The sequence below is a fragment of the Actinoalloteichus sp. GBA129-24 genome, assembly GCF_001941645.1.
Taxonomy (GTDB): domain Bacteria; phylum Actinomycetota; class Actinomycetes; order Mycobacteriales; family Pseudonocardiaceae; genus Actinoalloteichus_A; species Actinoalloteichus_A fjordicus.
The window spans coordinates 4,970,097-4,993,618 of sequence record NZ_CP016077.1 but is presented as its reverse complement, the minus strand read 5'-3'; the positions used below and the strand labels follow the sequence as shown (position 1 = coordinate 4,993,618).

Genomic DNA, 23,522 nt, shown 5'->3' with positions numbered 1-23,522 from the left:
CACCGGTCGAGGAGCCGCGCCGGCACCCGACGTCGAGTCAGGTCCCGGCGCGATCCGAGGTCGGCGCGAGGCCGATCACTCCTCGGCTTCGAGCGTCACCTCGATGCTCAGCTCGGCGCCCTCGGCCGGACCGATCTCCAGCACCCGCACCGTGCCCGCCGCCCGGACGTCGTCCTGGGCGGCGCGCAGCGCCGAGAGCGACAGCGCAGGTCCCTGCACCCGGACCAGCCGGACGGGCGTGCGCATGGACCGCTTCGCCGTGGACTTCGCCCGACGGATCGCGGTGATCACCGCGCTCGCCGAGGTGAGCAGTTCGTCGGCGGAGACCTCCTCGGCCGCGTCCGAGCCCTCCTGCCCGGCGGCGGGCGGGCCGAACCGGACGGCGGCGCCCGCCGCGTCCGCCGCAGGCCAGCCTGCGGCGTGGACCGAGTCGTCGTGCCACCACGACCAGGTCTCCTCCGCCGCATACGGCAGGAACGGCGCGAGCAGCCGCAGCAGCGTCGACAACGCCGTGCGCAGCGCAAGCCGGGCCGACTCCGCGCCGCCCGGCGCCCCGTCCTCCGCCAGATCGCCGTAGGCGCGCTGCTTGACCAGCTCCAGGTAGTCGTCGCAGAAGAACCAGAAGAAGCGCTCGGTCTTCTCCAGCGCCGTCGTGTACTCGAAGTCCTCCAGCGCCTCGGTGGCCGAGCGCACCACCTCGTCGAGCGCGGTGAGCATCGCCCGGTCCAACGGCCGGTCGACCACCGCGTCCGCCGCCGGGGCGGGGAAGCCGAGGATGAGCCTGCCCGCGTTGAGCAGCTTCATGGCGAGCCTGCGGCCGATCTTCATCTGGCCCTCGTCGAAGGCCGTGTCCGTCCCCGGCCTGCCGCTGGCCGCCCAGTACCGCACCGCGTCGGAGCCGAACTGCTCCAACAGTCCCATCGGCGTGACGACGTTGCCCTTGGACTTGCTCATCTTCTTGCGGTCCGGGTCGAGGATCCAGCCGGACAACGCGGTGTGCCGCCACGGCAGCGTGTGCGCGTCCAGCTCGGCGCGCAGCACGGTGGCGAACAGCCAGGTGCGGATGATGTCGTGACCCTGCGGCCGCAGGTCCATCGGGAACGTCTGGGCGTACAGCTCGGGATCGGACTCCCAGCCGCAGACCAGCTGCGGGCTCAGGGAGGACGTCGCCCAGGTGTCCATCACGTCGTTCTCGCCGACGAAGCCGCCGGGCACGCCGCGCTGGTCGGGGGTGTGGCCGGGCGGCGTGTCCGAGGAGGGGTCGACGGGCAGGGCGTTCTCGGCGGGCAGGATCGGCGCCGACAGGTCCGGCTCGCCGTGCTCGTCCAGCGGGTACCAGATCGGGAACGGCACGCCGAAGAAGCGCTGCCTGCTGATCAGCCAGTCGCTGGTGAGCCCGCGCACCCAGTCGTCGTACCTGGCCTTCATGTACGACGGGTGCCAGGTCAGCTCGGCGCCGCGTTCGAGCAGGCGCTCCTGGTGATCGACGGAGCGGATGAACCACTGCCTGCTGGAGACGATCTCCAGCGGCTTGTCGCCCTTCTCGTAGAACTTCACCGGCCGCACCGTGGGACGCGGCTCGCCGTCGAGATCGCCGCTGCCGCGCAGCATCGCGACGACCCGCTCCCGCGCGGTGTGCACGGTGGCGCCCGCCAGCTCGGCATAGGCCTTGCGGCCCTCGGGGTCGTCGAGACCTGCCGGCGGGTCCGGCAGGATGCGGCCGTCGCGGCCGACGACCGTGCGGGCGGACAGGTTCAGCTCCCGCCACCACAGGACGTCGGTGAGATCGCCGAAGGTGCAGCACATCGCGATGCCCGCGCCGCGATCCGGCTCAGCGGCCGGGTGGGCGAGCACCGGGACCGCCACCCCGAACACGGGCGTCGTCACGGTGCGGCCGAACAACGACTGGTACCGCTCGTCATCCGGGTGCGCGATCAGCGCGACACAGGCGGGCAGCAGCTCGGGCCGGGTGGTCTCGATGAACACCGGCTCGCCGTCCGGGCCCGTGAAGGCGATGCGATGCCAGGCGCCCGCGTGGTCCCGGTCCTCCAGCTCGGCCTGCGCCACCGCGGTGCGGAAACCGACGTCCCACAGCGTCGGCGCCTCCTTCTGGTACGCCTCGCCGTTCGTCAGCAGACGCAGGAAGGCGAGCTGCGAGATGCGCTGCGCGTCGCGGCCGATGGTCGTGTAGGTCATCGACCAGTCCACCGACAGACCCAGCCGTCGCCACAGCTGCTCGAAGACCTGCTCGTCCTCGGCGGTCAGCCGTTCGCACAGTTCGACGAAGTTGCGTCGCGAGACGTTCAGGATCGGCCGGGCGCCCTTCTTGACCACCGGTTCCGGCACCGGCAGCTCCGGGTCGTACGGCAGCGAGGGCTCACAGCGCACTCCGTAGTAGTTCTGCACGCGGCGTTCGGTGGGCAGGCCGTTGTCGTCCCAGCCCATCGGGTAGAAGACGTGCTTGCCGCGCATTCGCTGGAACCGCGCCACGATGTCGGTGTGGGTATAGGAGAAGACGTGGCCGACGTGCAGCGAGCCGCTGACCGTGGGCGGCGGGGTGTCGATCGAGAACACCGAGGCCCGATCGCCGGGCGCCTCGAACCGGTATACCCCGGTCTGCTCCCATCGGTCCGTCCACTTGGCCTCGAGACCGTCCAGAGACGGCCGTTCCGGCATGTTCGGCGTGTTCACAGGCACGCGGGTTGCACCTCGATCATTCGATGACTCTGGATGTGGCGACGGGCTCGACGTGACCGGCACGGCGGGCTGCCCGCTCGTCACTCGGCTGCCCAGGCGAGCACACATCGTACGCGCGGCGGGCTGCGGCGCCGGGACCACGCGAGGGCGGCCGTGGTGATCGTCGGCCGGGGACCGGGTCGGGGTGGGCGAGGCCTGCGCCGCCTGCCGTTCGGCCGATCGGCCACCCGTGCCGGGGTCGCCGGGGACCGACAGAACATCGACGCAGCCCGGAGTTTCGCCGGGCCGCGCGACGACGCGGCGGCCCCCGGCCTCGGCGAGGGCTTCCTCATCATCAGCACCAAGATGGCGGACGAGGTCACCTTCGACTTCTTCCCGTACCACGCGGCCGCCGTGGTGGGCGTGGACGGCAACGATCGCGTGACCCTCGAAGAGTGGGCGGCCACGGGTCTACACGGTCGGCAGCAGCACGGAGTCCTTCCACGCCACCTGGGGCGGTCCGGGCGCCGCGCTCAGCGACGTACAGCCGCTCACCATTCCTGCAGCCAGGCAGGCCGGAAGACCTCGTCGTGATGAAGACGGCGCGCAGGAGGAACCCGATGAATTGACCGACCGAGCCGGAGTCGCCGGGGCGGCGGCGGAACACGGCCGGCACCGGGCGGCGCGCTGCCCACTCGGGCACCCGTGCTGCCCCCGTGTCGGGTGTGTGCGGCCTGGCAGGGTCGGTCAGGCGAGAGAACGCTCATCAGTGATCACGCGGTCACGGACGGCGAAGGAGCGAGCATGCCGACGTACCTCTCCCCTGGCGTCTACGTCGAGGAGGTCCAGGGCGGATCTCGACCGATCGAGGGAGTGGGCACCGCCGTCGCCGCCTTCGTCGGTTTCGCCGAGAAGGGCGCCTTCCACACTCCCACGCTGGTGACCTCGTGGAACCAGTATGTTCAGCACTTCGGCGGCTTCGTCGACGGCGCCTATCTGGCGCACGCCGTCTACGGCTACTTCGCCAACGGCGGCGGCCTCGCCTACGTCGTGCGGGTCGGCGGGGTCCCGTCCAGGGACGCCGCACCGCCGCGCACCTCGGCCGCCGAGGTGGCGGGCCTGCGCATCGAGGCGTTGCCCGACGTGGCAGGCGACATCGAGGTCGAGATCGCCGACGCCGACGGGGAGAATCCGCCCGACGACCGGTTCAAGCTCGTGGTGCGCCAGGGCGGGCGCATCGCCGAGACCTTCGACGTCTCCACGAAGAAGAACACCAAGAACTACGTCGTCGCCCAGGTCAGGGAACGCTCCGCGTTGATCGGCGTCGTGGAGCCCGCCGGCACGCTGGCGCGTCCAGAGCGGACGAAGGCCGCACTGCTCCCGCCCGCCGAGGACCCGCCCACGACGGTGTCGCCGCAGGAGTACGTCGGAGACGCGGGCGATCGCACCGGCCTCGGCGGTCTGGAGGCGGTCGACGAGATCACCATGGTCGCCGTCCCCGACCTGATGAGCGCCTACCGCCGGGGCCTCGTCGACGCGGAGGGCGTGCGGACCGTGCAGCTCGCGGTGATCTCGCACTGCGAGCAGATGGGCGACCGGGTGGCCGTCCTGGACGCCCCGCCCGACCTGACCGCACAGCAGGTGCGGACCTGGCGACAGGACGAGGCGGGCTACGACTCCCGGCACGCCACGCTCTACCACCCGTGGATCCGGGTGTTCGATCCGGTGAGCGGGCGCAACATCCCCGTCCCGCCGGGCGGACACGTCGCCGGGGTGTGGGCTCGCAGCGACGTCGAGCGCGGCGTGCACAAGGCGCCCGCCAACGAGGTCGTCCGGGGCGCGGTGGATCTCCAGAACCCGCTGAGCAAGGGCGAGCAGGACCTGCTCAATCCGATCGGGGTGAACTGCATCCGCGCGTTCTCCGGCCGGGGCATCCGAATCTGGGGCGCCAGGACGTTGTCCTCCGACCCCGCCTGGCGTTATCTCAACGTGCGTCGGCTCTTCAACTACCTGGAGGAGTCGATCCTGCTCGGCACCCAGTGGGTGGTCTTCGAACCCAACGACGATCGGCTGTGGGCCAGCATCCGACGCAACGTCTCCGCCTTCCTCACCGAGGAGTGGCGGCGCGGCTCGCTGTTCGGCCGCACGGCGGAACAGGCCTTCTACGTCAAGTGCGACGCGGAGAACAACCCGCAGGAGTCCATCGACCTCGGCCAGGTGATCTGTGAGATCGGCGTGGCCCCGGTCAAGCCTGCCGAGTTCGTCGTCTTCCGGCTCGCCCAGTTCTCCGACAGCACCAGCGTGGTCGACGAATGACCGCCGCGACCCACCTCGGCGATGAGAAAGGCGGCTGAGTCCCGATGGCACAAGGCGATTCACTCTCCACCCACATCTTCGGCCTCGAGATGGGCGGCATCCAGGTCGAGTCGGTCCAGGAGGTCAGCGGGCTGTCCGTCGAAGAGGACGTCGTCGAGAGCAACTTCGTGACCACGCAGGGCATCCAGGTCATCCGCAAGCAGCCCGGCGCCCGCCGCAGCGGCGAGGTCGTCATCACGCGGGGCCTGGACAAGAGCGACGCCTTCACCAAGTGGATCGACCTCACCCTCAACGAGGGGCAGGTCGACGAGGCGCGCAAGGAGCTCACCATCGAGATCAAGGACACGAAGAAGGAGACGGTTCGCCGGATCAACCTCTTCGGCTGCTGGGCCAGCAAATGGGAGGGGCCCTCGTTCAAGGCGGGCGAGTCGGCGGCGGCCACCGAACGAGTGACCATCGTGTTCGAGGAGATCAAGGTCCAATGAGACGCCGAACCGTCGGCATCGGCGCCCTCGACGAGCTGATCGAGGACGCCGATCGACAACCGGAGCCCGCGCGGGCCGTCCCTCGGACCCCTGCGGGGGACGGCCTGCGCACCGAGTTCGAGTTCGAGCTGCCGCGCGGCTATCTCGACGGCGACGGCGTCCTGCACCGGCACGGCCGGATGCGGCTGGCCACCGCCCGCGACGAACTGCGCCCGCAGACCGACCTGCGGGTCAAGGAGAACCCCGCGTACCTCGGGGTGGTCCTGCTCAGCCTGGTGATCACCGAGCTGGGGACGGTCACCGACATCCACGCCGGGGTGGTGGAGCAGATGTACGCCACCGACGTCGCCTTCCTCCAGGACTTCTACCGCCGGATCAACAGCGAGGGACACACCAGGGCGGGCGTGACCTGTCCCGCCTGCTCGACGAGCTTCGAGGTCGACCTCGCGGGCGGCCGCCTGGGGGAATCGTGACGTACGCGGCCGACCGCCTGCATGAGGAGGTCGCGTACATCGCCTACCACTTCCACTGGTCGCGCGCTCAGATCCTCGATCTCGAACACCACGAGCGTCGGCGCTGGGTGCACGAGATCGCGCGGATCAACACCAGGATCAACGAGAGCGGGTGAGACCGGGTGGCGTGGTGGAGCAGGCTGCTGCGCAGCCGGGCGCGGGCCGACGGTGCCGGTCGGCGGTCGAGCGGGACCGCCGAGACCGGGGCGGCGTCGAACCGAACCTGGGAGCCCGCTCGGGGACTCGCGGCGGACGTCGGCTCCGTCGCCGATTCCGGCGCTGATTCGGGCGATCTCGCCTCGGCGGGCCCGGCCGGGGTGGAATCGGGTTCGGCGGCGGCCTGGGACGGCGGCTGGCGGGCGCTCGCCCCGTTGTCCGGCGTGATCCAGCGCTCCCCGGCGGGCGTCTCGGACGGGATTCGCTTCCGGACCGGTCTCGCGGCCTGGCAGAACCCCCGCCTCGGCGGCGAACTCGGTCATCTCGTCTCGCCTGCGGCGCCCGCCGGGCTGATCGGCGGACTGCTGCGTCCGGTGGACCGCGCCGAGGGCGGGGCCGAGCGAACCGCCGGGGGACCGCCGCTGGTGCGGCTTGCCACCGTGCCACGGGACGCGACCGAAGCCGCTCGCTCGGCGCCGCTCTTGTCGCGGGCGCCCACCTCGGGGGAGTCCGGTCCTTCGGCCGGGGCCGTCGTCCGGCGGCCGGCCGGGCCTGCGGTGTCCGACGCTGCGGTGTCCGACCCTGGGGTGTCCGGTCCTGCGGTGTCCGTAGGTTCACCGAGCGACGCTGCATCCGTTGCGCGGTACGACTCCGCGGTCGCGGCCGAACCGGTCCGGGCCCGGCCGGTCGGGCCGTCGTTGATCGTCGCGCGGGCGATCCGGCCCCTGCGCAGCCTGCCTGCCGTCGACGTCCCGGTCCGTTCGGCCTCGACCGCCGCGGCGGCTCGCGGGTCGGCGGAGCCGCCGGCGGTAGGCCGTCCCGACCGGGCGGCGGCCCCGACCCTCGGCCGCGATGGTGGTCCGAGGACCGCTGCCGACGCGAACGCCGGGTCGGCCCCCGTCCCACCGACCGACTCGGGCGGCGCCGGCGGTCGGCCCGATGACTCGGACCCGTTGCCCTCGACGCCTGTCGTGCGGGCGCGCTCGGCGAGCCCGGCGGACGGAACGCGCCGGGGGCTGGGTGCCCCGTTGTCGAATCCGCCGACGGCGGTGCAGCGTGCCGAGCGGACCTCGGGGCGCCTCGGACCGTCGGGGACGGCAGCGGACGCCGTGCGCGGGCGGTTCGCGGCTCCGTCGTCGCCTGCCCGTTCGCGGGTCGGTCTCGGGTCGCCGCTCACCGCGTTGCCGCCCTCGGCGCTGCCCGTCACGTCGAGCCCGACCTCGGCAGGCAGGCCGGCTGCCACGGCGGATCAGCGCGGGCCGCGACCGTCCGGAGTCGAGCACGCCGCCGAGCTGCCGCAGCCCGGCCGCACCGGTCCGACGTCATCGAGCGCCGGGCCGTCGGAACAGGCCGCCCCGCTCGGGTCGGGAGCCGACCGACGGCCGACCCGGCAGGAGACGTCGGGGACGGCTGCCCACGAGGCCGAGACCCAGGACTCGCCCCGGTCGCCTGCGCCGCGGATCGAGTCTGCCGCCGACGGGCCGACCGCAGCGCTGCTGGGCCGAGAGCCCGACCCACGACCGAGTGGCGAGGACCGGTCCGCCGCGAGCCCGCCGGACCGCGACGGCCCCGGCCCGATCGTGCAGCGTGCCGGGGCCGAGGCGGGCGGCTCGGCCTCGGACGGTGCTCGACACGGTCGAGGCCCGGCACGGGGCGCGCCGACCGGCAGCGAGGGTTCCGGGCTCGCGCCCGTCCCGGCCGACGGCGGATCATCGAAGGGCCCGACGCCGGAGCAGACTGCAGGCACGGATGCTTCCGCCCGGCTTGCGGGCTCCGATCCTCGGCGCTCGGACGGCCGCCGCGATGTGAGCGACCGTCTTCCCCTTGATCCGTCCACTGTCGACTCGGGATCCTCCGGAGCTTCGGGGGCCTTGCAGACAGACCGGTCGCTGCTCGGTGCCGACGTCGGCGCAGCGGGCGCCGGGCAGCCGATCGCCGAGCCTCTCGGCCGCGAGTCGGGAACCGAGCCCGCGTCGCTGCCGGTGGTCCAGCCCGTCCAGCGAAGCGAGATCGCCACCGGATCGGCCGTGCGCACCGCAGCAGGTCTGCCGCTCCACACCGCCGCAGGCCCCTCGACGTCGCACCCCGCGGCCGACCGCGCTGCGGGCGGGCAGGCGGGCGAGCCGAGGCCGACCGCCGTCAGCGAAGAATCGGGCGGTCGCCGCAGGCCCGGCGGGCCGAGTGCCGGCCAGGCCACGCTGCCGCCCGCGCCGCCCGACCACGGCGCGGCGCCGCCCTCCGCCGCCTCGGGAGAGGCTGCTCGACTCGGCAGGCCCGCCGTCTCCCGAACCCGGCGGGTCGGCCTCCTGGGCGATCGACCGTTGCGGCCCGCCGTTCCCTCGGCGGTGCAGCGCGCGGTGGCGGGCCCGACCGGCGACGGACGCGGGGACGAGACGGCGACGAGGCCGCCCGCCCCGGTGGTTCCGCTGCGGTGGACGCGATCGGCTCAGTCTGCGGTGCCTGCCGATCCGGTCGCGGACGCGACGGCAGACCCCGCACCCGCCCGCCCCTCGGGGCGTTCCTCGTCGTCAGCCGAGAGACGAAGGGCGGCTCGGCGCGGACGGGCCGGTGCTCGTGACCTCCGGCCCGGAGCGGAGGGCGCGGGGGCGACCACCGCGAGCGGTGCAGACTCTATTGCCGCGCGCGGAGCAGATGCGTTCGCCGCGAGCGGTGCAGACTCCAACGCCGCGAGCGGCGCAGGTTCTTCCACCGCAGGCGGTGCAGGTTTTTCCGCTGAGCGGGGCGCGAAACCGCCCGCCGTGAAGGGCACGAAGCCGCCCGACGCGAGCGGCGCTGCCGGGTCTGCGCGAGCAGGCACGCCGCCGCTCACTCGGCAGGCCCCGATCTCCCAGGCCCCGATCTCGCGGGTCTCGCCGGTCTCGCCGGGTCGACCGGGCTCGATCCTCCAGCGGCGTTCCGAGGCGTGGGCCCGGCCTTCGGCGCAGGCCGCCGCGACCGTCTCCGCCGCTCGCGCAGGCGCGGCGCCGCAGGCCCTCCGCACCGCACCGGTCGAGACTCGTGCCGTGGACGGCACGACCGTGTCTCGTCCTGCGGTGGTCCTCCCCGCCCCGCCTGCCGACCAGTCGGGCCCGGCGGCTCCGGTGGCGCGCGCCCGCGCCGTGCCTGCAGGCTTGCCGCCCCCGCAGCCAGTGCCGATCCCCGGCGTGCCGATCACCGTGTCGCGGAGCCCGCAGCTCGCGCGCCACGTCGGGCCCGACGTCGGGCCCGACGTCGCCGACGACCGGCGACCGGCGGCCCCGCCGGGCCTCGCGGGCACCGGAGCGGCGTCGGGCACCGGCGTGGCCTCGGGGCTCGGCATGGCCTCAGGTCCCGGTGGCGGCTCCGCCGCCCGCTCCGGCGCCGAACTCGACGACCTGGCGCGCCGACTGCTCGACCCGGTGAGCCGGCTGCTGCGTGCCGAACTCCGCCACGGCCGAGAACGCATCGGCCGCCTGCACGACCGCCGACGTTGACCACCCGCTGACCACCCGCCGACCGCCGACCCGCAGCCGCCGACCCGTGACGACCGCAACGCCCACCGCCGACCCCCACCACGGGCACCCCGACCTCGCCACCACCGACCTGCCACCACGGCACCCCGACCTCGCCACCGCCACCTCCGCCCCACGCCGACGGCGCCGCCCGCCCCGGCCACCGAGGCCGACATCGTCTCGGCCGCAGCCGAGCGCTCCGGCCGAGACGGTCGACACCGCAGAGAGGCATCCGATGACGGACCGCATCTTCGCCACCAGCGTCTTCTTCCGCCTCAGCATCGGCGGCAACGACCTCGGGGCCTTCCACACCTGCTCCGGGCTGGGCGCACAGGTCGAGGTGGAGCAGTTCGCCGAGGGCGGCAACAACGGCTACACCTGGCAGCTGCCGACCAGGATCACCTGGTCCAACATCACGCTGAGCAGGCCGGTCACCGCCGACACGACAAAGGTGACCCGCTGGATCACGGATCTGGTGCGCCGCGTGGTGCCCAAGAACGGCGAGATCGTCGCGCTGCGCCCGGATCGCACTCCCATCGCCCGCTGGCAGGTCCAGGGCGCGATCCCGGTCCGCTGGGCGGGGCCGTCGTTCGATCCGTCGACCTCGCAACCGGCCGTCGAGACCCTGGAGATCGCGCACCAGGGCCTGCTGGCGAGCTGATCGAGGGGAGGAGAGGACCCGCCATGTCGTCGACGCCAGGGGTGAACCTGGTGCACGCCGTCCTGCTGATCATGGAGCCGCCCGCCTCGGTGGGGGCCGGACCAGGCGGCACCATCGCCCGCGTTCCGTTCCAGTTCAACCCGAATCGGCTCTCGCTGACCAAGAGCACGGAATGGCGGCGGACGCCCTCGCGGATGGCGGGGGAGTCGGCGCTGCCCGAGTTCGTCGGCAGCGGCCCGCGCAGCCTCTCCGTGGCGGTGTTCATGGACGCCACCGCCACCCATGACAAGTCGGTGGAGGACCGGGTGGAGAAGCTGATGCTGGCCTGCGTCCCCACCCCCAAGAGCCTCGGCAGCAGGAAGCCCGCCAGCCCGTGGGTGCGCTTCGAGTGGGGCACCGCCCGCACCACCACCTTCGACGGGGTGCTCACCGGCTTCTCCGTCGAGTACTCGTTGTTCGACGTCGACGGCACTCCGCTGCGCGCCACCTGCTCGCTGAGCATCGAGGAGGCGGCAGGCGAGACTCCCGGCCAGAACCCCACCTCCGGCGGCGAGGCGGCCCGCCGGACCCACACCGTCGTCGCGGGCGACAGCCTTCCGCTGCTGGCCTGGCGCGAGTACGGCGACGCGACGATCTGGCGGGTCATCGCCGCCGCCAACGAGATCGACGATCCGATGGTCCTGCCGCCCGGCACCGAGCTGCTGCTGCCCGCCTACGACGAAGGCCCGCGCACGGGCGACGGGAGCGCGGCCTGATGGGGACGAGTGAGGAGACCTCCGGCCGCTCCTTCGCCGCCGACCCGATCATCGCGGCGCCCGACGAGCTGCCGCCCGCCTGGGCTGCTCAGCTGGTGCGCTGCGTGGTGGACGAGAGCGTCAATCTGCCCGACACCGCCGAACTGTCCTATCGCGACCCCGACCACGAACTGCTGGTCAAGACCGGCATCACCATCGGCACCCGGTTGACCGTCTCGGTCAGCACCGTGCGGGACCGGGGTCGCACGACCCTGTTCGCGGGCGAGGTCACCGCACTGGAACTGGACAGCGACGAGACGGGCTCGTTCACCGTCGTCCGCGCCACCAGCCGAGTGCACCGGCTGTTCCGAGGCCGCAAGGTCGTCGCCTTCCGCAACATGACCGCGAGCGACATCATCCGCAAGGTCGCCAGGGGCGCGGGCCTGCGAGTCGGCCGCATCCAGGCCGACTCGATCACCTATCCGCACCTCAGCCAGGCTGGCGTCTCCGACTGGGACTTCCTCCAGGATCTCGCGCGGGAGCACGGCGCGATGGTCACCATGGACGACGAGGAGCGGCTGGAGTTCGTCCGGCTCGATCCGGCTGCTCGCGCTCCGTCGCCCACCACGTCCTCGCTGCGGGACCCGCTGGTGCTGGAGTACGGCCGCAACCTCGTGGCGCTGCGTGCCGCCGTCACCAGCGCCGATCAGGTCACCGGGGTCGAGGTCCGAGGCTGGGACGTCAAGACCAAGACCGCGCTCGTCGGCCGTGCCGCCGCCGTCACCAGTGACACCGTCCTGCCGGGGCTGAGTCCGGCGACGGCGAGTGCGGCCTTCGGCGGGTCGCCCCGGCTGCTGGTCACCGACACCCCGTATCGCACCCAGGCCGAGACCGGCGCGGCGGTCCGCGCGCTGGCCGCCTCGGCGAGCGCGGGATTCGGCGAGCTGGAGGCGGTGGTGCTGGGCAACCCGAGGCTGCGCGCGGGCGTCCCGGTCGCCCTGGGCAACGTCGGCCCGGCGTTCTCCGGTCGGTTCACCGTCACCGCCGCTCAGCACGTCCTGGAACCCGGCGGGGGCTACCGCACCACCGTCGTCGTCAGCGCCTCCTCGGATCGCTCGCTCGCGGGCCTGGTCACCGGGGCCAACGCCCCGGCGCGCGGCGAGCGGATCAACGGCCTGGCCGTCGGCATCGTCACCGACACCAAGGAGCCCGGCGGCCGGGGGCGCGGCGAGGTCCGGCTGCGGCTTCCGTGGCTGTCCGACGACTACGTCACCGACTGGGTCCGCACCGCGCAGCTCGGCGGCGGCGGGGTGTGCAGTCCCGAGGTCGACGACGAGGTCCTGGTGGGCTTCGAGCAGGGCTGCCTGGACCGGCCCTACGTGCTGGGCACCCTCTACAACGGCGTCGACCTGCCCGCCCGCCACGACGTGCCCCTGGTCGACGGCACCCGAGGCACCGTCGATCGACGGTCCCTCGTGTCGCGCGGCGGCAACCGGCTGGAGCTGCTGGACAAGACCGGCGGCCCGCGCGGGGTCCGGCTGCGGACCGGCGACGGACGGCTGGAGGTGCATCTCGACCAGCAGCAGACCCAGATCACCGTGCACAGCAACGGAACGGTCAGCATCGAGGCCAAGGGCGAGGTCACCGTGTCCGGTCAGGGCATCACCCTCGACGCGGGCCGGGGCGACCTCGCCATGAAGGGACGCCGGGTCTCGATCGACGCCACCGCTGGCCTGCGGATGGACGGCGGCACCGAGGCCGTAATCAACGGACGGGTGGTGCGGCTCAATTGAGCGGATACGACCGGGAGTCCGAGGCGCCGTGTCGCCGGTCGGCCTCCACGCCGAGTCCTGCCGGGCGCCCCGTCGTCGCCGCGTTGCCCGGCCGTCTCCGACGGGGCGGTCGTCGCCGGGTCCGATCTCGCGTCGGCGGCCTGCTCAGCATCGGTCCCCTCGCCGCAGGCCCGGCGTCGCGTCCGGCCGTCCCCGCAGCAGCCCGCCACCGGCCTGCGGTCCGCCGTGCGCAGGCATCCGCCCACGTCCGCCCGTTCCGCCCGCCTCGACCCACCGGCCAAGGAGTCAGCGCGATGCCAGCAGCCGCTCGGATCGGCGATCCGACCTCGCATCTGCCCGTGCCGCCGTCGGTTCCCGGCGTGCCCGCGCCGCCCCCGGTGAAGACCGGGACGCTGGCGCCCGCGCCGAGGGCGGGCCTGCCGACGGTCCTGATCAACGGTCGACCCGCCGCCGTCGTGGGCAGCCTGAACGTCTGCACGACGCCGCCCCCGCACGCGGCGCTCGGGCCGGGCAACGTGGTGCTGCCCGCGCCGGGCGCGCTCCTCGGCCCGGTGCTGATCTCGGGAGTTCCCGCCGCGCGCGTCGGCGATCAGACGACCTGCAAGGCCTCGGTGGCGGGCGGCTCACCCGACGTCTTCTTCGGCGGTGCGCGATGAGTGACCGATTCATCGGACGGGGCTGGGGCTTCCCGCTGCGGATCGGGCCGACGGGCGGGATCGGCATGGTGGAGCGGGAACAGGAGATCGAGGAGGCCGTCCGGCTGATCCTGGGAACCGCGCCCGGCGAGCGGCCGATGCGCCCGGAGTTCGGCTGCGGCATCCACGACCACGTCTTCGCGCCCGCCGACGGTGCCACGGCGGGCCGGATCGCCTTCGACGTCCGCGCCGCGTTGGAGCGGTGGGAGCCGCGCATCGAGGTCGGCGAGGTCGTGGTGGCCTTCGACGCGGTGGAGGACGGCACCCTCTACATCGACATTCGCTATCGGATCCGGAGCACCAACGACCGCCGCAACCTGGTGTTCCCGTTCTACGTCATCCCCGCCGGGGAGGCGGGTGACGGCGACCCCGGCCGACTGACCGGCTCCGACCGAGCGGAAGGCGGCGACTGATGGCCCTGCCCGCACCGAACCTGGACGACCGGGGCTTCCAACAGCTCGTCGACGAGGCCAAGCGCTACGTCCAGCAGCGTTGTCCCGAGTGGACGGATCACAACGTCTCCGACCCCGGCGTGACCCTCATCGAGACCTTCGCCCACATGGTCGACCAGCTCGTCTACCGGCTCAACCGGGTGCCGGAGAAGAACTACCTGGCGTTCCTGGACCTGCTGGGCATCACGCTGTTCCCGCCCGCCCCGGCCCGCGCCGAGATCACCTTCTGGCTCTCGGCGCCACAGCCGGACGTCGTCGCGCTGCGGGCGGGCACCGAGGTCGCCACCGTGCGCACCGAGACCGAGGAGGCGATGCTCTTCGCCACCGTCGCCGACCTCGCGATCGTGCCCTGCGCACTGGACCGGCTGGTTACCCGCGCGGTGGGGGCGGAACCCGTCGACCACACCCCGGAGCTGACCGCCGGGCGGGACGTCCGCTGTTTCCAGCCCGCGCCTGCCGTCGGCGACACGATGCTGCTGGGGCTGTCCAACGCCGTGCCCGGCTGCGCGGTCGCGGTGGGTCTGGACAGCCGGGTGGAGGGCGTCGGCGTCGATCCCCGGCAGCCGCCGCTGATCTGGGAGGCGTGGGACGGCGCGGACTGGGCCGAGTGCGAGGTGGACCACGACACGACCGGCGGCCTGAACCGACCCGGCGAGGTGGTGCTGCACGTGCCGACGAGCCACCGCCGCTCGGTGGTGGCGGGCGTGCGAGCGGGGTGGCTGCGCTGCCGGGTCACCGAGCCCGCGCCGGGCCAGCCGTTCTACGCCGAGTCGCCCACGGTGCACTCGGCCGAGGCAGTCACCATCGGCGGCACCGGGACCGCCGAGCACGCCGAGCTCGTCACCGACGTCCTCCTCGGTCGGTCGGAAGGCATTGCGGGCCAACGCTTCCGCCTCGATCAGGTGCCGGTGCTGCTGGACGCCGATCCCGTGATCGTGCAGGTCCACGACGGTCGGGACTGGCAGGACTGGACGGTCGTGGAGCACTTCGGCCGCTCCTCGCCGACGGACCGGCATGTCGTGCTCGACGCGACCACCGGCGAGTTCACCTTCCCGCCCGCCGTCCGGGAGCCCGACGGCAGCCTGCGCCAGTTCGGTGCCGTGCCGCCCAAAGGCGCTCCGATCCGGGTGCCGCGCTATCGCACGGGCGGCGGCCGGGCGGGCAACCTCGCGGCGGGCGCCTTGACGGTGCTGCGCAGTTCGGTGCCCTACATCGCCTCGGTGGTCAACCGGGCGGCCGCGGCGGGCGGCGTCGACGGCGAGACGGTCGCCGAGGCACGGCTGCGCGCCCCTAACCAGCTGCGTACCCAGGACCGGGCGGTGACCGCCGCCGACTTCGAGCAGATCGCCCGCCTCGCCGCCCCCACCGCGCGAGTGCGCTGCCTGTCCGCGGGCGATCCGGATCACGAGTCGGCGCCCGCATCGGCCGCCGCCGACCTCGGCGGCGTTCGCGTCCTCGTGGTGCCCGACGCCGTCGCGGACGAGGACGACCGGCTGCGCTTCGAACAGCTCGTCCCCGCGCCCGCCCTGCTGGCCGTGATCACCCGGCGGCTCGACGAGCGCAGGCTGCTGGGCACCCGGCTGATCGTCGAACCGCCGAGGTACCAGGGCCTCACCGTCGTCGCCAGGCTGGTCAGCCTCGCCGAGGACGTCCAGGAGGTGAGTCGCGCCGCGCTGCGTGCCCTGCATCGGCATCTCGACCCGTTGCGCGGCGGCCCGGACGGGACGGGCTGGCCCTTCGGCAGGCCGGTGCAGTTCGGGGAGGTCTTCTCGGTCCTGCAACGGGTGCCCGGCGTGAACCTGGTGGAGGACGTGCGGCTGCTGCCCGCCGACCCGATCACCGGCCGTCGCGGCACGCCGGTGGACCGCATCGACCTCGACGAGGGTGCGCTGGTCTTCAGCTATGAGCATCAGGTCACGGTGGTCCACCGCAGCGGCGGTGCCCGGTGAGCCGCCGGGCCCTGCCCGGCCTCGCGTCCCGCCATCGACTCGGCGACCTGCTCCCCGCGATGTACGCCGACGACGATCTCGCGCAGCGACTCACGCAGGGGCTGGACTCGGTGCTCGCGCCGGTGCTCGCCGTGCTGGACAACCTGCCCGCCTACTTCGACCCCGAGCTGGCTCCGCCGGACTTCCTGGACTGGCTCGCCTCGTGGCTGGCGGTGGAGATCGAGCCGAGCTGGCCGGAGCCGCTGCGGCGTGCCGTGGTCGCCAGGGCGGTCGCGCTGCACGGCAGTCGCGGCACCGGTCGGGGACTGGCCGAGCGACTGTGGCTGCTGCTCGGCGTCCGCGCCGACATCGCCGACGGCGGCGGGGCCGCCTGGTCGACGACCACGGGCGCGGCACTGCCGGGTACCGGAGGACATCGCGTGCTGATCAGTGTGTGGCGGCCCGACGGGGGCGAGGTACCGGTGGACCGCGTGCGCTCGATGGTGGAGTCCGTCCGGCCCGCGCACCTGGTCTGCACCGTGCGGGTCGTTCCGCCGCCTACCGGTGGGGGCCCGGGCGGCGGGCCGAGTGATGGGCCGAGTGATGGTGCGGCCGTCGGGCCGGGCGGCGGTGCGGCCGTCGGGACGGTGCCCGCCGGTCCGGCCGGTGATCGAGGCGTCGAGCCGAGCGGGCGGCCGGGATCGCCGGATCGGGCAGGCCCGCCGGTCGGCGGACCGCGACCGGACGAGGGGTGATCGGGAGTGCGTGCCTGCCCGCAATGCGGGGTCCTCAACGGACCCGAGGAGACGTTCTGCGTCGCCTGCGGCGCCTACCTGGCCTGGGACACCCCGGCCGCAGCGGATCGGACCGCCGGGCAGCCCGAGCCCGGTGCCGCCTCGACGCCGACGGCGGCACCCGAGGTCCCGCCTTCCGATCCGGGGGCGGCGGGCTCGGCCCCAGCGGACCCGGCGCGACCCGGACTGTTCCGGCGGCTGGCGGCGGACCCGGCTCGATCCGATCGGCCGCCGTCCGTTTCCGGGCCGTCGGAGCCTGCACCGTCGGGGGCCGGGCTCGCCGACGTGCCGCCGTCCGATCCGACCGACACCACCGCCCGGCCCGGGACGCAGGCGCCGCCGATCGGAATGCCCGGCGGCGCACCGCCGGAACCCGGCGGGCCGGGGCCGGGGCCTGCTGTGCCGGGGCCTGCTGTGCCGGACCCTGCTGTGCGGGAACGCGCCGCGCCGGAACGCGCCGCGCCGAAGTCCGGTGCAGCGAATCCCGCAGCACCGAATCCCATCGGGCAGGCCCCCGCAGCGCCGGGCCCGGTGGCGCCCGGCCTCCTGGCTCCGGACGCCACTGTCTCGGACGCCACGGCCTCGGACTCCACGGCGCCGAAGCCGACCAGGCGAGCGGCCGGGGCGTCCCGCCCGGCGCCGGAGTCGATCCAGCCCGCGCCGGTGCAGCCCGGCCGAGCGGTGCCGCGCCGACCGCTGCCCGCCGACACGCCACGAACGGAGGAGGAGTTCGACGGCGAGCCGTGCCCGCGCTGCGGCACGGCGAACCCGCCCACCAGAAGCTTCTGTCGGCGCTGCGCTCTGCCGCTGACCCCGGCGCCCGAGGCGCGGCGGGGCTCGCGGTGGTCCTGGCTGCGGCTGCCCTGGCGGGGCCGCCGTGCCGACGGCGCGCCGTTCGGCCGGATCGCCCTGTTGCTGCTGGTGGTCGCCGCCCTGATCATCGGCGGCGTCCTGCTGTATCCGCTCGGGCGGGCGGCGGTCGACGACGTCCGAGACCGGCTGGCCACCCCCTTCCCCGTGGTCGTGGTGAGCGTGGCCGGCTCGGCGGGGGCGGACGCCGAGCATCCCCCGTCCGCTGTCGCCGACGGGGTCAGCAACCAGTTCTGGTCGGCGCGGGTAGGCGACTCCGTCGAGCTGACGCTGGACGGTCCGGTCCGGCTGCTGGCCGTCATCGCGCACACCGGCTGCTCGGCCGAGCCTGCGGACTTCGCCTGCCAGGCCAGGGCGGCCGAACTGGAGATCACCGCGATCAGCTCGACCGGCGAGACCGAGACCGTCGACGTCACGCTCGCGGACCGGCCTGGTCCACAGGAGACCAGGACGGGGATCAGCGACGTCGAGCGCGTGCGCGTCACGGTGCGCGGCGCCCACGGCGCGACGGACGGTGACCCGGTCGCCCTCGGGGAGATCGAGCTGTTCGCCCGACGCTGATCGGCTCGGCTCGGCGGTGGCACGGGTTCGGGGTCGCCGAGGGTGTTCCCGGTTGTCTCGGGCCCGCTGCCTGCGGCGTTCGCCTCGTAGCCCAACGGCTCCGGCGCGGCAGGCCGTCGCGCGCTCGCGACGTCCCCCGCCGCGGTCGAGCGAGGCGAGTCCCCGACCGCCGGACGGCCCGGCCGTGATCGGCCCGAGGCCCGGACGATCCGCCCTGCCGTGCCTACCGGATCGGACCACCGAGCTCGAGCCGGATCGCCTGCGGCGCAGGGCATCGGTGATGCAGGCAACGGCGAACGGCCGTCCCGAACCCGCGCGACCGATGCCCCGCGCCGGTTGCGGCGACTGGCCGACGGCACGCGCCACGCCGGGGTCTCGTCGCGCCGGACGGCGTGTCGACGACCCGGCGAACGGTGGTGTCCGTCGGGCAGGGTGATCGTTACGGTACGTACCGGACTTGTCTCAAGTCGGACAACTTTCATTCCGGCCAAACAACCTTCTGGTCAAAGTGGGCGAAAGTCCATACAGTGACCTGAATTACATCGGCGTATCGGAGGGCAGCGTGGGGGACCAGTCGCCGTGCCTGTTGGAGATGAGAGGAATCTCGAAGAGCTTCGTCGGCGTCCCCGTGCTGACCGAAGTGGACCTGGAGCTCCGCGCGGGCGAGGTGCACGCCGTCGTCGGTGAGAACGGGGCGGGCAAGTCCACCCTGATGAAGGTGCTCGCCGGGGTGCACGAACCGGAGGCGGGCACCGTCCGCATCGACGGCGAACAGGTCTCCTTCGCCCACCCCGTCGAGGCGCAGGCCGCGGGCGTCGCCATCATCTACCAGGAGTTGACGCTCCTGGCGGATCGCACCGTCGCCGAGAACGTCTTCCTCGGCCGCGAACCGAGGCGCGGCGGCCTGCTCGGCAGGATCACGGGCGTCGTCGATCGCCGGGCGATGGCGGACCGGACCGCCGCGCTGCTCGCCGACATCGGCGAGATGTCCATCGACCCGCACACACCGGTGCGCAGGCTCTCCGTCGCCCAGCAGCAGGTCGTCGAGATCGTCAAGGCCCTGGCGGGTGACGCACGCATCGTGGTGATGGACGAGCCCACCGCCGCGCTGGCCGATCACGAGGTCGAACTGCTGTACTCGTTAGTTCGACGGTTGATCGAACGCGGCATCGGAATCCTCTACATCTCCCACCGGATGCGGGAGATCTTCGACCTCTCCGACCGCGTGACGGTGCTCAAGGACGGCCGACGAACCGCCTGCCGACCCACCGACGAGGTCACCGCCGACGACCTGATCCGGCTGATGGTCGGTCGCGAACTCGGCGACTACTACCCGGATCGGGCGGAGCCCGCCGACCTCGGCCCCGTGCGACTGCGACTGCGCGGCGCGGGCAACGCCCGGCTGCGCGACATCGACCTGGCGGTTCGTGCGGGCGAGATCGTCGGCGTCGCCGGACTGCAGGGCTCCGGCCGCAGCTCCCTGGCACACGCCGTCTTCGGGGCGGACCCCTTCACCAGGGGCGAGATGACCCTGGACGATGCGCCGCTGCGACCGGCCTCGCCACGCGCCGCGATCCGCGCGGGCATCGGCCTGGTCACCGAGGACCGCAAGGCCGAGGGCCTGGCCCTGCGCCAGTCCATTCGGGACAACGCGCTGCTGGTGGTGCGCGGAGTGTTCACCGGCCGCCGCCGGGCCGGGACCGTGGACGTCACCGAGCTGTTGGACGACCTGCGGATCGGCGCGCGCGGCAGCGGCCAGGAGGTCCGGCTGCTCTCCGGCGGGAACCAGCAGAAGGTGGTGCTCGCCAAGTGGCTCGCCGTCCGCCCGGGGGTCCTCGTGCTGGACGAGCCGACCCGAGGCGTGGACGTCGGCGCGAAGGCCGCCATTCACGAACTCGTCCGAGACCTGGCCCGACAGGGCATGGCGGTGTTGATGGTGTCCTCGGAACTGCCGGAACTCATCGGGATGAGCGATCGGATCGTGGTGCTCAGAGACGGCGCCGTCGCGGGCGAGCTGCCTCCGGGCGTCGGTGAGGAAGAGATCATGAGACTGAGCACCGGCGCGGAGAGCGCCGCATGACGCCCCTGAGCGGCACGACCGCTCCGCCGCCGTTATCGAGGGTCGCCCCGGCCAGATCGCGGGCGGGCCTCGCCGATCCGGTCGTGCTGGTCTACCTCGCACTCGTGGCGGTCTACCTGATCGGCTGGATCATCGTCGGCATGCGGGGCGGGGACTTCGTCACCGTCGCCAACACGGTGACCATCCTGCAGAACTCCGCCGCGCTGGGCCTGGTCGCGATCGGTCAGACCTACGCGATCCTCGCGGGTTCCCTCGATCTCTCGGTGGCCTACCTGATCAGCCTCGTCACCCTGATCACCGCGCAGGTGATGGAGGCGGCGGGCATCGTCGCGGGCGTCGCCGCCGCCCTGCTGCTGGCGGGCCTGGTCGGCCTGGGCAACGGGCTGATCGTCACGAAGCTCAAGGTCAACGCCTTCATCGCCACCCTGGGCGTGGCACTGATCCTGCGGGGCTATCTGGAGAACACCTACACCGGGCCCGCAGGCGACGTGCCCACCGAGTTCCAGCGGCTGGGCTACGACCGGATCGGGCCGCTGCCGGTGTCGGTCTTCCTCGTCGCCGCCGTCGCGACGCTCACCTGGTTCGTGCTGCGGCGTACCAGCCTCGGACATCACATCTACGCGGTCGGCGGCGACCGCGAGGTCGCCAGGCTCTCCGGCGTCCGCACCGATCGCACGGTGATCGCCGCGCACGTGCTGTGCTCCCTGTGCGCGGGCCTGGCCGGGGTCTTCCTGGCGAGCAGGCTCGGCGCGGGGGCGCCGCTGGCGGGCACCGACGGCCAGTACGACCTCGTGTCGATCGCCGCCGTGGTGCTCGGCGGCAGTCTGCTCGCGGGCGGGCGAGGCGGGGTGATCGGCACCATCGGCGGCGTCCTGATCCTCTCGGTCCTGGACAACGTCTTCGACCAGCTCGGCGTCGATCCCTTCTTCAAGAACGTCGTCCGGGGCGTGGTGATCATCGCTGCGGTGGCCCTCTACGCCAGGCAGAGCGTCGCCCGCCGCAGGCAGCAGGACCAACGGAGGTCGGGATGAGTGACACCGTCGCCCCCGAGGCGCGGCGGGCCGGACTCCGCCTGCCCGCCGCCCTGTCGGCGAGCACCCCGGTGTTCGTCCTGCTCGGCGTGCTGCTGATCGTGCTCGCCTTCGTCGACATCGGGTTCTACGAACCGGATCGACTGCTGGCCTTCATCCGCCGGGCCGCCCCGCTGATCATCCTGGCGGCCGGTCAGTACTTCGTCATGGTCTCCGGCGGCTTCGACCTCTCGGTGGGCTCGATCGTCACGGTGGGCGTGGTCGTCGCCGCCGAGCTGTTCAACATCGTCCCCGACATGCCGTGGCCGGTGGCGGTCCTGATCCTGCTCGTCGCGGGCATGGTCGTCGGACTCCTCAACGGCCTGGTGTCCACGGTGCTCGCGGTGCCCTCGTTCATCACCACGCTCGGGATGATGCTGATCCTCCAGGGCGCGGTGTTCTTCTGGACCCAGGGCGCCCCGCGCGGCTATCTGTCCGAGGGGTACCGCACCCTCGGCCGAGGGATGGTGCCCGGCCTGCCCTGGCTCCCGTGGGCGGTGGTCGTGCTGGTGGTCATCGCGGTGGCCGCCGTGCTGTTCATGCGCTCCGACACCGGCCGGACCCTGGTCGCCACCGGCGACAACGACGCCGCCGCCGCGCTGTCCGGCGTTCGGGTGCACCGGCTGCGGGTGTCGGCATTCGTCCTGTCCGGACTCGCGGCGGCGATGGCCGCCGTGCTCGTCGGCGGCTTCACCGGCATCTCGGCGCAGGCGGGCAACGGCATGGAGTTCGAGGCCATCACTGCCGTGGTCCTCGGCGGCGTCGCCCTCGGCGGCGGCCGAGGCTCCGTGGTGGCCGCGATGGCGGGGGCGCTGTCCCTCCAGACCCTCTTCACCCTGCTCACCATGCTCGGCGTCTCCGGTGCACTGGAGTCCACCGTGCAGGGCGTCATCGTCATCGCCGCCGTCGCCCTCGGGGCGGTCTCGTGGTCGCGGCGTCGACGCGTTCCCAACTCGACGAAGGAGAGGCGATGAGAGCCAGAATCCGGTCGACCCTGACGATCATGTCGGTGTCGACCCTGCTCGTGCTCGGCGCGTGCACCAGCGAGGTGCCCGCCGACACCGATCTGGGCACGGAGACCACGGGAGCCGACGCGGCCGGTGAGTCGGAGTTCTTCGTCCAGTCCGACTACGAGGCCCAGATGGCGCTGCGCGAGGCCACTCCCGAGGGCCCCGACGACCGGCCCTGGGAACAGATGATCGATCCGGAGATGATCGACACCAGCGAGTATCAGCAGGACGGCCCGCACAACCTGTGCTTCTCCAACGCCGGACTGTTCAACTCCTGGCGCGCGGTCGGCTGGCGCACCATGCAGGCCGAGGTCGCCCTGCACCCGGAGATCGAGAACTTCACCGCTCTCGACGGCCAGGGCCAGGATGACAAGCAGATCTCCGACATCGGCTCGCTGGCCGCCCAGGACTGCGACGCGCTCATCGTCTCGCCGAACACCACCGCCACGCTGACCCCTGCGGTGGAGGCCGCCTGCGGCGAGGTCCCGGTCATCGTCTTCGACCGGGGAGTGGAGACGGACTGCCCGGTCACCTTCATCAGCCCCATCGGCGGCTACGCCTACGGTGCGGCGGGCGCGGAGTTCCTGCGGGACGAGGTCGAGCCCGGCGGTTCGGTGCTGGCGTTGCGGATCGCACCCGGCGTGGACGTGCTGGAGCATCGGTGGGCCGCCGCCGAGCGCGTCTTCGAGGACAGCGACCTGGAGATCGTCGGCGTCCAGTTCACCGAGGACGACCCGGCCACGGCGAAGAACATCGTCTCCGACTACATCCAGCGCACGGGCGGCCTGGACGGGGTGTGGATGGACGCGGGCGCCACGTCGGTCGCCGTCACCGAGGCCTTCGAGGACGCCGGGATGGAGATCCCGCCGATCGTCGGCGAGGACCAGCAGGACTTCCTCCAGGCCTGGCAGGACAAGGACCTGACCGCGATCGCACCCGGCTACCCGACCTTCCAGTGGCGGACGCCCGTGATCGCCGCCCTGCGGATCTTGAACGGCGAGGAGGTTCCTCGGGAATGGCGGCTGCCGCAGCCGGTCGTGACCGAGGACAACCTGGACTCCTACCTGCAGGAGGGCATGCCGCCACAGCATTACGCCCTCTGCGGGTGCGAGGACCTGCCCGGCTTCCCCGAGGAGTGGGGAGGCTGACGTAGGGGCGCGGGAGCGGGAGTGGTCGCCCACCGCCGCCGTGGCGACCACTCCCGCTGTAGCGCCGACGCTCAGAGTCTGTTTTTGATC

At 73.0% G+C, this 23,522-nt stretch carries 19 protein-coding genes; 18 read left to right on the top strand and 1 reads right to left on the bottom strand.

Annotated features, from left to right (window positions below; all coding sequences use genetic code 11):
* Window positions 1-75: 75 nt before the first annotated feature.
* Window positions 76-2,697 (bottom strand): valine--tRNA ligase, encoded by a 2,622-nt coding sequence (gene valS, locus UA75_RS21330; protein ID WP_318533262.1) that lies wholly within the window; start codon window positions 2,695-2,697, stop codon window positions 76-78.
* Window positions 2,698-2,850: 153 nt separating this feature from the next.
* On the opposite strand from valS, the gene UA75_RS21325 reads away from it, so the two are divergent.
* The 18 genes from UA75_RS21325 (at window position 2,851) to UA75_RS21240 (ending at window position 23,432) form a co-directional block, all read left to right on the top strand.
* Window positions 2,851-3,270 carry a hypothetical protein gene (locus UA75_RS21325; RefSeq protein WP_157434345.1) on the top strand — a complete coding sequence of 140 codons (420 nt, stop codon included), beginning with the start codon at window positions 2,851-2,853 and terminating at the stop codon, window positions 3,268-3,270.
* 210 nt (window positions 3,271-3,480) lie between these two features.
* Complete coding sequence (locus tag UA75_RS21320; protein ID WP_075741773.1) at window positions 3,481-4,992, top strand: phage tail sheath family protein; 1,512 nt, start codon at window positions 3,481-3,483, stop codon at window positions 4,990-4,992.
* A 44-nt stretch (window positions 4,993-5,036) separates the two neighbouring features.
* Complete coding sequence (locus UA75_RS21315; protein WP_075741772.1) at window positions 5,037-5,477, top strand: phage tail protein; 441 nt, start codon at window positions 5,037-5,039, stop codon at window positions 5,475-5,477.
* Complete coding sequence (locus UA75_RS21310; RefSeq protein WP_075741771.1) at window positions 5,474-5,950, top strand: hypothetical protein; 477 nt, start codon at window positions 5,474-5,476, stop codon at window positions 5,948-5,950. The genes UA75_RS21315 and UA75_RS21310 overlap by 4 nt, the downstream gene beginning before the upstream one ends.
* Entirely contained in the window at window positions 5,947-6,105 is a 159-nt protein-coding gene (locus UA75_RS34055; RefSeq protein ID WP_198042800.1) for a DUF6760 family protein, read from the top strand. The genes UA75_RS21310 and UA75_RS34055 overlap by 4 nt, the downstream gene beginning before the upstream one ends.
* A gap of 6 nt (window positions 6,106-6,111) precedes the next feature.
* Window positions 6,112-9,618, top strand: a complete 3,507-nt coding sequence (locus UA75_RS21305) for a hypothetical protein (protein ID WP_075741770.1) — start codon at window positions 6,112-6,114, stop codon at window positions 9,616-9,618.
* Between the two features lie 253 nt (window positions 9,619-9,871).
* The gene (locus UA75_RS21300; RefSeq protein WP_075744043.1) at window positions 9,872-10,297 is read left to right on the top strand and encodes a phage tail protein; all 426 of its coding nucleotides are present in this window, start codon (window positions 9,872-9,874) and stop codon (window positions 10,295-10,297) included.
* A gap of 23 nt (window positions 10,298-10,320) precedes the next feature.
* Complete coding sequence (locus UA75_RS21295) at window positions 10,321-11,052, top strand: LysM peptidoglycan-binding domain-containing protein (RefSeq protein WP_075741769.1); 732 nt, start codon at window positions 10,321-10,323, stop codon at window positions 11,050-11,052.
* The gene (locus tag UA75_RS21290; protein ID WP_075741768.1) at window positions 11,052-12,824 is read left to right on the top strand and encodes a VgrG-related protein; all 1,773 of its coding nucleotides are present in this window, start codon (window positions 11,052-11,054) and stop codon (window positions 12,822-12,824) included. Before UA75_RS21295 ends, UA75_RS21290 begins: the two co-directional genes overlap by 1 nt.
* A 293-nt stretch (window positions 12,825-13,117) precedes the next feature.
* The gene (locus UA75_RS21285; protein ID WP_075741767.1) at window positions 13,118-13,480 is read left to right on the top strand and encodes a PAAR domain-containing protein; all 363 of its coding nucleotides are present in this window, start codon (window positions 13,118-13,120) and stop codon (window positions 13,478-13,480) included.
* Complete coding sequence (locus UA75_RS21280) at window positions 13,477-13,932, top strand: GPW/gp25 family protein (RefSeq protein WP_075741766.1); 456 nt, start codon at window positions 13,477-13,479, stop codon at window positions 13,930-13,932. The genes UA75_RS21285 and UA75_RS21280 overlap by 4 nt, the downstream gene beginning before the upstream one ends.
* Window positions 13,932-15,920, top strand: coding sequence for a putative baseplate assembly protein (locus UA75_RS21275; protein ID WP_075741765.1), 1,989 nt, complete (start codon window positions 13,932-13,934; stop codon window positions 15,918-15,920). Before UA75_RS21280 ends, UA75_RS21275 begins: the two co-directional genes overlap by 1 nt.
* Window positions 15,917-16,654, top strand: a complete 738-nt coding sequence (locus UA75_RS21270) for a phage tail protein (RefSeq protein WP_075741764.1) — start codon at window positions 15,917-15,919, stop codon at window positions 16,652-16,654. Before UA75_RS21275 ends, UA75_RS21270 begins: the two co-directional genes overlap by 4 nt.
* Window positions 16,655-16,660: 6 nt before the next feature.
* A complete protein-coding gene (locus UA75_RS33285) occupies window positions 16,661-18,124 on the top strand; it encodes an NADase-type glycan-binding domain-containing protein (protein WP_157434344.1) in 1,464 nt (487 codons plus the stop codon).
* 592 nt (window positions 18,125-18,716) lie between these two features.
* On the top strand, window positions 18,717-20,204 hold the full coding sequence (locus tag UA75_RS21255; protein ID WP_075741761.1) for a sugar ABC transporter ATP-binding protein: 1,488 nt from the start codon (window positions 18,717-18,719) through the stop codon (window positions 20,202-20,204).
* A complete protein-coding gene (locus tag UA75_RS21250) occupies window positions 20,201-21,235 on the top strand; it encodes an ABC transporter permease (RefSeq protein ID WP_075741760.1) in 1,035 nt (344 codons plus the stop codon). Before UA75_RS21255 ends, UA75_RS21250 begins: the two co-directional genes overlap by 4 nt.
* On the top strand, window positions 21,232-22,248 hold the full coding sequence (locus tag UA75_RS21245; protein ID WP_075741759.1) for an ABC transporter permease: 1,017 nt from the start codon (window positions 21,232-21,234) through the stop codon (window positions 22,246-22,248). Before UA75_RS21250 ends, UA75_RS21245 begins: the two co-directional genes overlap by 4 nt.
* On the top strand, window positions 22,245-23,432 hold the full coding sequence (locus tag UA75_RS21240; protein WP_083683423.1) for a substrate-binding domain-containing protein: 1,188 nt from the start codon (window positions 22,245-22,247) through the stop codon (window positions 23,430-23,432). Before UA75_RS21245 ends, UA75_RS21240 begins: the two co-directional genes overlap by 4 nt.
* Window positions 23,433-23,522: the final 90 nt, after the last annotated feature.